We start from the raw sequence: 12,879 nt of genomic DNA, 5'->3' as shown, positions 1-12,879 counted from the left end.
TTTCCGGGCGGATGTACTAAGCTGTTCCAGGATGCCCTCGATTCCCCCTCCGCCGCCTCAGACGCTGGTGCATTCGCTCGCCAGCCTCCAAGCACCGCCCACGGAGCGCTCCATCGTGACGTGGAGCGATGCCGCGGGTGAGCATACAGCTCAGCTTCAAGACCGAACCTTGGTGGGCTCGGCCGCCGAGTCGGGGATCGTGATTGCCGACCCCACGGTGTCGCGGCTTCACGCGGAGTTCCACTTCGACGAGCGCGGCCTGTGGGTGCGCGACCTGGGAAGCCGCAACGGGACGTTCGTGGAAAACGTGATGGTGCGGGAAGCGCGTCTGGAGACAGGCTCGACGATCCGCATGGGGGGCACCACGTTGAAGCTCGGCTCCGAGATGACCACGGATGGGGCCACGCCGTTGTGGCCGGCCCATCGCTTCGGGCCCTTGGTCGGGGGCAGCGTGGTGATGCGGCAGCTGTTCGCCTGCCTGGCGAAATTCGCGGTGACGGATCTCGCGATGATGATCCAAGGCGAAACCGGGACGGGCAAGGAGCTCGTCGCACGGGCCATCCACGATGCGTCGCCGCGCAAGCAGGGGCCGTTCGTCATCGTGGATTGCGCCGCGGTTCCCGACGCGCTGTTCGAGAGCGAGCTCTTTGGCCACGTGAAGGGCGCGTTCACCAGCGCGGTGGCCAACCGCGAGGGCGCCTTCGAAGCGGCCGACGGCGGCACGGTCTTCCTCGACGAGATTGGCGAGCTGCCCATCGCGATGCAGCCGAAGCTGCTGCGCGTGCTCGAATCGCGGACCGTGCGCCCCGTGGGCTCGACGGAGCACCGCCGGGTCGACGTGCGCATCGTCTGCGCGACGCATCGGGACCTGCGCACGATGGTCAACGCCGGGGCCTTTCGCGAGGATCTGTATTTCCGTCTGGCCGGGGTCCCCATCTTGGTTCCGCCGCTTCGCGAGCACCCGGAGGACATTCCGCTCTTGGTCGAGCACATTCTCGGGCGCGGTGCCTCGGCCGAACTGCTCGCCGCCACGGCGAACCGCCCCTGGCTCGGCAACGTGCGCGAGCTGCGAAACTTCGTCGAGCGCGCCCGTGCCGTCGGCGCCCAACAGGCTCTCCAGATGGCCTCGCAACAGAGCACGGGCGGCTCCCCCTCGGGAACGATGCGCGCCGCCCCGAGCGTCGCCAACACCACCGCCTCGATGAACCCCGCGCTGCTGAGCAACATCTCGTTCCAGCAGTCGTTCCGAGAGTTCCGCGATCAATGGTTGGAGGTCGGCGAACGCGAGTACCTCTCACGCGTGCTCGCCCAACACGCCCGCAGCATCGCCGCCGCCGCCCGCCAGGCAGGCCTCGATCGCACGTACATGCACCGGCTCGTGCGTAAGCATTTGCTGTGATGAGCTGGTGGTGACGGATCAGAGGCAGAGCATTTGCCGGCGGCACGTGGCGACGCGTTGCACGTTGGCGACGGGCGTCGAGCAGACCTGCGTTCCTAGGTCGTAGAGGCACTTGTCGAGGGCGGACTCGTTCACGCCGTTGGGGCATCGCTCGACGCCCAGTTCGGCGTGGGTGTCGCGCCACGAGTCGCGCGTGCAGTCTTCGACGGAGTCGTAACGCTTGCCGGCTCCGATCTGGTTGCACACGTGTTCGCGGTTGCATCGCGTCGCCGCGACGTACTGAACGGCGACCTTGCTCGGCACGATTGCACCGCCGGTGGTTTGCGTCGTTCCGACGGCACTCGCGCTGCGGTGTTGCGAGGAGCACGACACCACACCAACGAGCCCGGCCAGTCCCAGGAGGCATCCAAAGGTTGCGCGCATCATGGTCGAGGTGCACTGCATCTTACGGACCCAAGCCGCCATCGTCGCGCGACGTCGTGTGCAGCGCGCGATCTCGAGACGCGATGGCTCGTAGGAACATGGCGGCGTTTCGCACCGATGGGGCGCTCTGTCACGGCTGTCACGTTCGGACGCGCCACCATCTTCGCATCTCATGCGCGCGTGCATTCGCATTCCATGGAGGCGTGGCGCGCGGATATCGCACGGACGCCCTACCGGTGAGCTGAAAAGCAATTTGGAACGGATAATTCTTTCCATTGGTGATTTGCAGTTTGCGCAAATCGAGATCTGCGACTTCTCGGTCGAAAAGTGGCCGTCGCACGGCGGAAAGGACGTCCGCGGTGCTAGGCTCTCCGACGCTTGGACGATCGATTGAATAAGCAGTCGGTGGATATCCCGATCGAGATTGTGCAGGAGCCGGCGTCGCCGATTCGACCTCCGTCCGTCGTTTCGAACGCGCCAAATCCGTTCGGCATCGACGGAGGGGGCGGGGTCGTCGGAAGATACCGCCTCATCTTCGAGCTTGGACGCGGCGGAATGTCCGATGTCGTGCTCGCCGTCATCCAGGGACCCGGCAACTTCAACAAGCTGCAGGTGCTCAAGTTCCTGCGTTCGTCGTTGGCCCAAGAGGCCGACTTTTGCACGATGTTCCTCGAGGAGGCCCGGCTTTCCGCGCGGATCAATCACCCCAACGTGGCGCAGACGAACGAGGTTGGGTTCGATGGCTCCAAGTACTTCATGGCCATGGAGTACCTCGAGGGGCAGAGCTTGGACGACGTGCTGCGCCGCATCCCCGCGGAAAAGCGTCCGCTCCCCGTGGTGCTCCGCGCCATCGCCGACGCGTGCCTGGGCCTGCACTTCGCACACGAGCTGAAGGACTTCGACGGCACGCCGTTGAAGGTGGTCCACCGCGACGTGTCGCCGCAGAACATCTTTCTGACCTACGAGGGCACGACGAAGCTGCTCGACTTCGGCATCGCCAAGGCCAGCGATTCGCATAGTCGGACCGAGGTCGGCATCATTAAGGGCAAGCTCGCGTACATGTCGCCCGAGCAAGCCATGTCGACCGGGCAGCTCGATCGGCGCGCGGACGTCTACTCGATGGGCGCCATCTTGTGGCGCATCATCAGCGGCCGCCGCCTCTGGGCGGGCGGAACGGAAGTCGCAGCGCTCCAGGCGCTGGCCACGCGCGAGATTCCTCCGCCGGTGGCCAACCGGAACACGCCGCCCGAGGTGATTCGCATCTGCAGAAAGGCCATGGCCTGCGATCCGGAGGAGCGCTATCCGACGGCCACCGCACTGCGGGCCGATCTCGAAGCGCTGATTGCCTCGCTCGGCGGTGCCACGTCCGCCGACGTCGGCGACTTGGTCAGCAAGGCCTTCGCCGAGCGCCGGCAGGAAGTCCGGGCGGCCATCGACGCGCGCTTGTCCTCTGGGACGCAGAGCATCTCGGCGATCGAGCTTACGCAGCTGCCTCGTTTGCTGCCGGCGTCGGGCGCACCGCCACCCGAGGTCGACACACCGCCGGCGTCGTCGTCGACCCCGAGTGTGCCACCGCCGTTCCGGCGCCCCATCAACTGGGGCCTGGTCGGTGCTGGTGCCGCGGTGGCGCTGGGGCTCGTGGTGGCCGCCGTCCTCGTGACCCGCGCGCCGGCCCCCGCGGAGGCGCACACGGCCGCCGCGACCACTGCGACCGCCGAGCCGTCGCATGGACCTCGGCTCCAGAGCGAGGTCACGTTCGAGGTGTCGCCGCCCCAAGCCCAGGTCTTCGTCGACGACATCTTTTTGATCGGGCGGCCACCGCGCGGTGTGTTCCCACGGGACGAGCGTGAGCACGTGGTTCGTGTCCAGGCGCCGGGCTTCGCGCCCAAGCTCCTGGAGGTGACATTCGACGCGGCAAGCCTCCAGGTCCCGGTAACCCTCGACAAGGAGCCATACCAAGCGGCCGCCGCACCGGTCACGTCGTGGCACGCGGCGGCGAACCGGGGGCGCGTCGCGTCGTCACCACCGCCTTCGAACCCGGCCGGGAGCACGCCGGCGCCGGCGAACGTCGCTCCGCCACCGCCCGTGACGCCCAAGCCCCCGGCGGTGCGGACGGCCGCCTCGGCCCGCGCCCCGGGTCTCGATACGGATGATCCCTGGAACAAGTGAGGGCGTGCCATGCCATCGCCCGGGGCTCTTTGCGCATTGAGATCTATCGATTCCGCATTTGAGATCTCGTATTTCCCATGTTTGTTTGGCCAGATTGCTCGATAATGTGCAATGTGGACCATGCTAGTATCACCCTCGATTGAAGAGGCATTCCGCAAAGCTTCCGATCGAGATGACGCCGCCCCCCGCGTCCTCCGTTCGCTCATCCCTCGTCGTTCCGACCGCTCCCGGCACTGCGGGACGCTATCGTCTCCTCTTCGAACTCGGGCGCGGAGGAATGTCCGATGTCGTGCTCGCGGTCCTTCAAGGTCCCGGCAACTTCAACAAATTGCAGGTGCTGAAGTTCCTGCGTGCCTCCCTGGCCGATGAATCCGATTTTTGCGCAATGTTTCTGGAGGAGGCACGACTTTCCGCCCGGATCAATCACCCTAATGTCGCGCAAACGAACGAGGTCGGGTTCGATGGCACTCGGTACTTCATGGCCATGGAGTACCTCGAAGGCCACAGCCTCGACGAGGTGCTACGCCGCATTCCCCCCGACAAGTGCCGACTGAACGTCGTCCTCCGGGCCGTCGCCGACGCGTGCGTTGGCCTCCATTTCGCTCACGAGCTCGAAGACTTCGACGGTACACCGCTGAACGTCGTCCACCGTGACGTGTCGCCGCAGAACATCTTTCTGACCTACGAGGGCACGACCAAACTTCTCGACTTTGGCATCGCCAAGGCAAGCGACTCGAAGAGTCACACCGAGGTCGGCATCATCAAGGGCAAGCTCGCGTACATGTCGCCGGAGCAGGCCATGGCGGGCCAGATCGATCGGCGCGCCGACATTTTTTCGATGGGCACCATCTTGTGGCGACTCGTAAGCGGCAAGCGTCTCTGGGCGGGAAGCAGCGAAGTTGCCGCTCTTCATGCGCTCGCGTCACGCGATATCCCGCCGCCGGTGCCGCAGCGGGGTATTCCTCCGGAGCTGGTGCGCATCTGCCAAAAAGCGATGGGGCCCAACCCCGCCGAGCGGTACCCGACGGCCATCGCCATGCATGCAGAGCTCGAACGCGTGATCGCATCGCTGGGCGGTGCCAGCACGGCGGATGTCGCGAGCATGGTGAGCGAAGCCTTTGCGGAGCGACGACGCGAGGTGAGGGCGACCATCGAGGCGCGCCTCTCCGCCAGCACGACGACGACGGGGATCACCCATGTGACGCAACTGCCCCGGCTGGAGCCGGCGGCCGCGACGGCGACGGTCGAAATCGACGCCATGCCGTCGCCCCCCATCCCACCGCCGCCCACGTCGCGAATGAATTGGGGCTTCGCGGGCGCGGGGCTCGCGATTGCTTTGGGGCTCGTGGCGGCGGCCTTCATCGCGCGCGCTCCGTCGACCGGGCCGCAGACGCATCCGGTCGCGGCGAGCGGGTCGAGCGCACCGGTCTTGCCGGCCGCGCAACCTGCGAAGACCGAGGTCGCTGCAAGCATGCACGTGGAGGTGATGTTGGAGAAGGAGCGGCTTCGGCCGGCGAGGCCTCCGCCTCTTTCACCTGCGCCCCCCGCACAAGCGCGCCCTCAAGCGGCAAGGGCGCGCGTTACGCCGCCACCGGTACCGACCGCCGTCGCCGTCTTACCCGCACCGGCACCAACGCCCGCGCCATCACCACCTCCGTTGCCGACGGTGGTGGAACCGTCGGGCCCCACACATCCGCTGGACAAGGACGACCCCTGGAAAAAGTAGAACTCCCCGAGTCAGGCCTTCACGGCCGCCAGAAAGGCCCGCGCTTCGTCCTCGGACATGTCCTTCAAGCGAGCGATGATCTCCGAACCGGGCAGGGTGACCATCGCAGGGCGAGCCGAGGCCCATCGTACGGTGAGATGCTCGGCCAGTGCTTCGATGGTGGAATAGTTGAAAAGGAGCGACGCGGGCAGGCGATCGCCCGACGCCTCTTGAAGGGCCTGCCGAAGACGTACCGCCATGAAGGAATCGACCCCCATTTCGCGCAATGGTTTCCTGCGCGAAATGGAAAGAGCCCCAGCGGCATCGAGCATCGAACGCACACATCCCTCGATGAAAAGAAGCAGGCGTGCACGCCGTTCCTGGGCCGAGAGATTTACCAAGTTCGACAAATGGATTTCGTTTTGCGCGTCCATGCAATCAATGATTTAGCATCGCATCGTCGGAACATCGCAAGTTTGCGCAAACCCATCTTCGATTCCAGATACGAAGACACATTTCAATGACATCCGCCGGCAGCGCATCGACGGCAGTATTGGTTGGATAAAGTTCGATAATACCTACCGGGGAGTCGTCGAATGAATCACGTGGAGTTGGCTTTTTCCAACGAACGATTGCTGGACCTCGCGCAATCCATGATTTTTCTTCGCGCGTTCGACGAACGGTTGGTCGTCTTTCATCGGCATGGCCGCGTTGGGAACTGGCCACTGCTGCGCGGGCACGAAGCCATTCAGGTGGGCGCCACGCGGGCGCTCCGTCCCACCGATTGGATATTTCCCTCGTACCGCGAAGGTGGTGTGGGAATGCTTCGCGGATTGTCCCCGTCCATTCTCTTTGCCGCCGCCCGCGGTCACCATCGGGGCTTTTGGGATCCTCGTCCCCATCGCGTTGCCCCGCTCAGCGTCCCAGTGGGATCGCATGTTTCCCATGCCGTGGGGTTCGCATGGGGAGAACGTCTGCAGGGGCGCGATACGGTGGCCCTCGCCTTCTTTGGGGACGGAGCCACGTCGGAAGGAGATTTCCACGAAGGGGCGAACTTTGCGGCACTCACCGAAGCGCCGGTGGTCCTCCTGTGCAGCAACAATCAATGGGCCATCAGCACGCCCCTGGAAAAGCAGACGCGCGCCGCACGGCTTGCCGACAAGGGCATGGGTTATGGCATCCCCGCGGAGCGCGTCGATGGAAACGACATCGTTGCCGTATACGACGCCGTGCACCGTGCGGCCGAGCGCGCACGCCGCGGCCAGGGCCCCACGTTGATCGAGTGCGTCACGTTTCGCCCTTTGGGGCACGCCGTCTCGGACGACGCGAGCGAGTACCGCGACGAAGCGCAAATGGCGCGCGCACGCGAGCAAGATCCCGTCGAGGCCTTCGCCGCGCGACTCCTCCGAGACGGTATTGCCTCGTCCGAGCAACTCGCCGCGTTTCGTCACGAGGCGAGGGAACGCATGAACGAGGCCATCGCCGAGGCGGAGGCCATGCCCGCCGCCGGCGTCGATCTGCTGTTCGAGAACACCCTGGCCGAAGTTCCGGCCGCACTCGCCCGTGACCGTGAGCTGGTGCGCGAACTGGCCCACAAGGCGGCGAGGCGGGCACGATGAGTGTTCTCACCTTCGTTCGAGCCATCAACGCCGCCTTGCGCGAAGAGATGCTGCGCGATCCGAGCATCGTTCTCTTGGGGCAGGACATCGGACGCTCGGGCGGCGTCTTTCGGGCGACGGCAGGTCTGCAGCGCGAATTCGGTGCGCAGCGGGTTTTCGACACCCCGGTCTCCGAGGCGGGCATGGTGGGCGCGGCGGTTGGACTCTGCATGGCCGGGCTGCGTCCCGTCTGCGAGATACAATTCGACTCTTTCTCGTACCCGGCGATGAATCAGCTCTTCGCGCATGTGAGTCGCTATCGTTGGCGAACGCGCGGCTCGGTCACCATGCCCATGGTGGTGCGCATGCCCAGCGGCGGCGGCGTTCGCGCGCCGGAGCTCCACTCGGAGTCGCCCGAGGCCTATTTTTGCCACACCCCGGGCCTCAAGGTCGTCGTACCTTCCAGCCCGGCCGACGCCAAAGGCCTCTTGGCATCCGCCATTCGCGATCCGGATCCCGTCATCTTCTTGGAGCCCAAGAAGCTCTATCGCTCGCTCGAGGGCGAGGTGCCCGATGGCGAACATACGACGCCGCTGGGCAGGGTGCGCACCGTACGGCACGGCACGGACGTTACCTTGATTGCATGGGGCAGCATGGTCGACGTGGCCGTCACGACGGCCGATCTCGTTGCCCAACGCGGCATCGAGTGCCACGTATGCGATTTGCGGACGCTTTCGCCCCTCGACGAAATCGGGATGTTGCGGGCCTGTGCATCGGGGAGGATCATCGTCATTCAGGAAGCCGCGCGGTCGTGCAGCGTGGCCAGCGAAGTGGTGGCGCGCATCGCCGAGAGCAGGGACGTCCGGCTGCGTGCTTCCATTCAACGGGTCTGCGGCTTCGATGTCCCATACCCCTTTCCGGAACTCGAAGATCATCACCGGCCGAACGTGGCGCGCGTCGTTCATGCCGTCAAACGCGCTTTGGGAGAATCGAAGGATGGGAACGTTGTATCGTCTGCCCGATCTCGGTGAGGGCATCAGTCGGGCATCCATCGTAAATTGGTACGTCCGCGAGGGGGAGCGCATCGAGCCGGAGGCGCCGATGCTCGCCGTGCTGACCGACAAGGCTACCGTCGACATTCCGGCGCCCTGCGGCGGCGTGGTCTTGCGCATTTTTGCCGCGCCCGAGGAGGTCGTCACGGTGGGGCGCGTTCTCGTCGACATTGGTCCCGAGAACCCGGAGAGCGATGCCCGTTGCCATGAGACGGTGCGGCCTCCGTCCCGCGAGGGCGACGGGTACGCCGGCCTTCTCTCGAGTTTTCCGCCGGCGCCCCCGCCACCGTCGGTGTCGCTCCACCCCCAGGCGATGTCGTTCGTGCCGCCCAAGGGCTCTCACCAACGGATCCCTTTGAGCGGCGCGCGACGGGCGGCGGCGGAGCACTTGGCGTTCGCCCAACGCATTCCCTCGGTCACCGTGGTCGAGGAGGCCGATTTCACGATGCTCGATCGCATCCAGCAAGCCTCGGGGGTCGGCTACCTGCCATTCCTGATCCAAGCCGTCATTGCGTCGTTCGGAGAAACGCCGCAGGCCAATGCGATCTTCGACGAAGGGGGGCTCGAGCTGCTCGCGTACGACGATGTTCACGTCGGCGTCGCCGTGCAGACGGACGACGCGCTGCTGGTCCCCGTCCTGGCGGATGCCCAAAAGCTCACGCTCGACGAGCTCGAAGAGCGGCTCTTGTCACTCGCGGCCGACGCTCACGAGCGTCGCCTCAGACCCGCAGATCTCGCGGGGGCGACGTTCACCGTGACCTTTGCGGGGCACGGAGGCGGCTTGCTCGCCACGCCGCTGCTCAACGCTCCACAAGTGGCCATCCTCGCCCTGAACCGCCCGACACGCCGGCCCACCGTCGTCCACGACGAGCTCACCGTACGAAATATGGCGTACCTCGCGCTAACCTTCGATCACCGGGCCCTCGACGGGCGCGCGGCCGGCAAGTTCTTGCGCGACGTTCGCGATCGCCTCTCCGATCCGCTGCGCGCCATCTCCGCCGGTGACTTCCGTTAGAAGCGGCCGACGATGCTGACACCGCCCGGGGTCACGCGGGCGGCCGTCTCTCCGGACGAGGGCTTGTCGGATTTGCGCAAGCTGAAGTAGAGCGCAATACCACCCGTGAGGATGGTGGCCGCAACCAAGCAATCCGCCGCGATGGAGAACGTTCGCGTTTTGTCGCGGGCGTCCTCCACCTGGGCGCTGGTCGCCCCGGAGTGATCGATGATGTCGTTCTGGTCCGCGTTCGCTCTGAGGGCCAAGTACCCCGTGATGCCCGCACCAGCCGCGAGCGCTCCGGTCAACCCCCACGCTACGTAGGGGAGGGCACTGCCGCTCTCTTTCTCTTTGTTAGCGCCGGCAACTGGAAGCGCCACCAACTCGAAACTCACCGATGCATTGTCGCTGCCGGCGAGGACGACGGACTTGGTCTGGGGTAAGAATCCGCTCTTGCTGCCGGTGATCCTTCGGGTGCCGGGATTGAGCAAGATCTTCTCCGGGAGGGGAGTTTGTCCCGCCGGAACGTCATCCACGGAGATGGCCAGACCGGGCTCTCTGCTTGAAACCGTGATCGATGCGATATTCGGTTTGAGGTTCTGAATCTCTTTGTTCACGGCCGCGTGGCGATCGTCCGAGATCTCGTCTCGGCCTTCGATCAAATAGCGCTGGAAGGTGCGGAGGGCGCCGACGTAGTCGTTGGAAGCTTGATAGCAAAGGCCGATGTTGTACAGAATGCGATAACTGGGCACGAGCTCGTAGGCGCGTTCGAGCTCGATGCGGGCGGCCAAGGCGTTCCCTTGATCGTAAAGCCGCAAACCTCTGTTGTAACGCTCGCGCGCCTCCTCGAGCTTGGCCGCATCGACGGTGGCCGACGGGGCGGGATCCTCGGCACGGGCGGCGAGCGGCGACGAAACGAGCGAAGCCACCAAGAGCAGGGCGACGTAATGCGAGGTCCTCTTCATTTGATTCCGAATCTAACTCCACGGCGGAAGGTTGGGTTCCAAATCGAAACTATTTGGCATTGACGGTGACGGACTGGCGGCAATTTATGCCGACAGGGTCGACAGGCATGCAATCACCTCGTCCAACGCGGCTCCAAATAGAGGAGGTGTGCCGTCGGGTTGCCTACAGAACACCATAGCCTCGTTGGTGCAGACCGGAGCCGTATGGGCCAGCGCGATCTTTTCGTGAGCTTGATAAAGATCGAAATAACGAAAGACGGCATCCGGACTTCCAACGAGCCGTTCGGCGGTGGCACGTGCGGCTATCTCCGGCAATCGGATTGGCCGATTGTCCATCGCCGGGGGTGGAGCACTTCCACGTAGCGACCACCACAACTCGTGCGCAAATCCGATGGCGAGATCGGTGGGCTCCGAGTGGCTTGGCATCCACGGGTCGAAAAGGACCACGCCCTCGATCTGGACGCCCCCGTGCGCGGTGAGACGTTCCACCATGGCCAGCGCCACGAGCGCGCCGAACGACCAACCGCCAAGTGTGCATCGACGGTCTGGAAACGCGTCCAACAACGCGTCGGCGTACGCGGCGACCATCTCCTCCACCGAGCGGTGCGCGGCGAGGCCTTCGTGTGCGGCCGGAGCCTCGAATCCGAACACGGCGCCATCTCCGGGATAGCGACGGGCAAGCTCTCGATAGCCGTCGAGCCGCCCGAGGAGAGGATGAACCATGATTCGCGGCGTGCCAGCCCCTTCGCGAAGACGGACGAGGGACCCGTGCGTGGGGCGGTGCAGCACTCGGGCTGCGCGGGCGAGGGGAGGGGAGGCGAGGAGCTCACCGACGGACACATCGAGCGCGGCGACGTCGACGCCCAGAGTGTCGGAGGCAAACCGGACGAGCGCCTGCGGTGGAACGGAAGTCGACATTCTCCGTGCGAGGGTGGAGGCGACGTGCGCCAGCATCTCCGGTGAGTCGGCAACCTTCGCGCGTTCGGTCTTGCTGGCGTCGAGGCGTGCATCGAGCGCGAGACTGCCCACGAGGCGCTCCGGGTCCGACGCGACCGCGGCGAGCACCGCCATCACGGTACGAAGAAGCGCATCGATGGTGCGCCCGTCGAATCGATCGATGTCGAACTCGCAGCCGAGGGTATCCCCATCGTCGTGGCGCACCATGAGGATGCGAAGCTCGCGTGGCGCCGCCCCGTGGTAGACGGGACCGAATCCGCCCTCGAGCCCCGCGACGGACAGACGCCCAAAGTCATGCTCGAACTCGCTCATCCCAAGCGCCGACATGCGCGCGTGCACCTCGGCGTCGTCCAACCGCCCTTGTGGAAGCGGAAAGGCGTGCACTTGAACGATGGTGTTGAAGAGCGGTGCCGCGCGCACGCCGTGTGCCGCCAGGACGGCGCCAGCCACCCGCTCGAAGGGGAGGCCCGCGTGCTCGTGAAGCACGGTCGTCAACGAAGCGTTCACCCGCTCGAGCAGGGCGCCGAGCGAAAGATCGTGGGGCGCCTGGCAACGGAAGGGGAGGTGGTTGACCAGGGCCCCCACGCTGCCCTCCTGGTCGTGGCGTGAACGGTCCGACTTCACCAGCCCGATCACCATATCGTCCTGATCCGCCCATCGTGCGAACGTCGCGCACGCCGCTGTGACGAGAAGGGGAAAGAGGGTCACGTTGCAACGCCGCGCGCAATCGTCGAGGGCCCGCGAGAGATCGTTCGGCACGCGGAGGCGACGGCGGTCGCCGCGGCTGCGGGCAAACTCGGGTGCCGGACCGTCGTTGGGAAAATCGATGTGCGCCGGGGCTCCAGCCAGCGCGTCGCGCCAGTAGGCCACGTCGCGATCTGCATCGCGAAGTTGCGCGGTCTCCCCGGCAACCAGGTCTTGCCAGCGCGGCAACTTCGACCGGCGAGGGAGCGCGTCGCCGGAAGCCAAGGCCGAATAGTCCGCGATGAGCTCGGGCAGGATGATACGGAGGATGGACCAACCGTCGACGCTGATGTGGTGAACGATCACGACGAGAAGATGCTCGTCATCGGTCACGCGCAAGAGGGATGCACGAAGGGGAGGCCCCGCGGCCAGATCGAACGGCTGCCGCGACAGGCGCATGACCCGCGCCCGCACCTCGGCATCTCGCGCGCCGGGGGGAATTGCGGTGAGATCCTCGGTGGTTCCCAGGACCTCGATGCCTTCGGAAAGTGGCGTCTGCGTCGGCACGCCGCCATGCAGGCCGAACGACATGCGAAGCGATTCGTGCCGCGCCACCAAATTGCGAAAGGCGCGAAGCAGCGCCCCTTCTCGCAGCGCACCGCGCAGATAGATCCCGTATCCGATGTTGCACGCGGCGCTCTCGGGCGCGAATTGCTGGGCTATCCACATGCGCCGCTGGGCAAACGACAGCGGCGTCCGCGCAAGCTTTGGCGCGCTCGCCGCCTCGGCGGGCGCGGATCGCTCGCGGGTAACTCCGCGGCGTTGCTCGAGCAACGTCCGCAACTTCGCTCGGGCATCCGTGGGGACGGCGCTTCTCGGCGTCTCCTCGGACTTTCCCGTCCAAGAGCCCATGAGCGGAAGTTATCATGAGAA

At 65.5% G+C, this 12,879-nt stretch carries 10 protein-coding genes; 6 read left to right on the top strand and 4 right to left on the bottom strand.

The genetic code is table 11. From position 1 onward, the window contains the following. Positions 1-31: 31 nt before the first annotated feature. Complete coding sequence (locus tag LVJ94_20150; protein ID WXB09531.1) at positions 32-1,399, top strand: sigma 54-interacting transcriptional regulator; 1,368 nt, start codon at positions 32-34, stop codon at positions 1,397-1,399. An 18-nt stretch (positions 1,400-1,417) separates the two neighbouring features. Here LVJ94_20150 and LVJ94_20145 read toward each other — a convergent pair whose 3' ends face one another. Then, positions 1,418-1,825, bottom strand: a complete 408-nt coding sequence (locus LVJ94_20145) for a DUF6184 family natural product biosynthesis lipoprotein (protein WXB09530.1) — start codon at positions 1,823-1,825, stop codon at positions 1,418-1,420. 402 nt (positions 1,826-2,227) lie between these two features. Here LVJ94_20145 and LVJ94_20140 point away from each other — a divergent pair, with 402 nt between their 5' ends. Next, positions 2,228-3,991: a serine/threonine protein kinase gene (locus LVJ94_20140; protein WXB09529.1), complete on the top strand. Its 1,764-nt coding sequence runs from the start codon at positions 2,228-2,230 to the stop codon at positions 3,989-3,991. Positions 3,992-4,268: 277 nt separating this feature from the next. After that, positions 4,269-5,717, top strand: a complete 1,449-nt coding sequence (locus LVJ94_20135; GenBank protein ID WXB09528.1) for a serine/threonine protein kinase — start codon at positions 4,269-4,271, stop codon at positions 5,715-5,717. 11 nt (positions 5,718-5,728) lie between these two features. On the opposite strand, the gene LVJ94_20130 is transcribed toward LVJ94_20135, so the two are convergent. Next, positions 5,729-5,956: an acyl carrier protein gene (locus LVJ94_20130; GenBank protein WXB09527.1), complete on the bottom strand. Its 228-nt coding sequence runs from the start codon at positions 5,954-5,956 to the stop codon at positions 5,729-5,731. Between the two features lie 336 nt (positions 5,957-6,292). Here LVJ94_20130 and LVJ94_20125 point away from each other — a divergent pair, with 336 nt between their 5' ends. Genes LVJ94_20125 through LVJ94_20115 form a run of 3 tightly spaced genes read left to right on the top strand, consistent with a single transcriptional unit; the run spans position 6,293 to position 9,361 of the window. After that, the gene (locus LVJ94_20125; protein WXB09526.1) at positions 6,293-7,315 is read left to right on the top strand and encodes a 3-methyl-2-oxobutanoate dehydrogenase; all 1,023 of its coding nucleotides are present in this window, start codon (positions 6,293-6,295) and stop codon (positions 7,313-7,315) included. Further along, positions 7,312-8,325 (top strand): alpha-ketoacid dehydrogenase subunit beta, encoded by a 1,014-nt coding sequence (locus LVJ94_20120; protein WXB09525.1) that lies wholly within the window; start codon positions 7,312-7,314, stop codon positions 8,323-8,325. The genes LVJ94_20125 and LVJ94_20120 overlap by 4 nt, the downstream gene beginning before the upstream one ends. Next, positions 8,291-9,361 carry a 2-oxo acid dehydrogenase subunit E2 gene (locus tag LVJ94_20115; GenBank protein WXB09524.1) on the top strand — a complete coding sequence of 357 codons (1,071 nt, stop codon included), beginning with the start codon at positions 8,291-8,293 and terminating at the stop codon, positions 9,359-9,361. Before LVJ94_20120 ends, LVJ94_20115 begins: the two co-directional genes overlap by 35 nt. Here LVJ94_20115 and LVJ94_20110 read toward each other — a convergent pair. Next, positions 9,358-10,305 (bottom strand): PEGA domain-containing protein, encoded by a 948-nt coding sequence (locus LVJ94_20110; GenBank protein ID WXB09523.1) that lies wholly within the window; start codon positions 10,303-10,305, stop codon positions 9,358-9,360. The genes LVJ94_20115 and LVJ94_20110 overlap by 4 nt on opposite strands. A gap of 84 nt (positions 10,306-10,389) precedes the next feature. Next, complete coding sequence (locus tag LVJ94_20105) at positions 10,390-12,858, bottom strand: condensation domain-containing protein (protein WXB09522.1); 2,469 nt, start codon at positions 12,856-12,858, stop codon at positions 10,390-10,392. Positions 12,859-12,879 lie beyond the last annotated feature (21 nt).

This window comes from Sorangiineae bacterium MSr11367, assembly GCA_037157805.1.
In the GTDB taxonomy this organism is placed as follows: Bacteria; Myxococcota_A; Polyangia; order Polyangiales; family Polyangiaceae; genus Pendulispora; species Pendulispora rubella.
The sequence above is the reverse complement of the archived record's forward strand: the minus strand, read 5'-3'. Positions and strand labels throughout refer to the sequence as shown.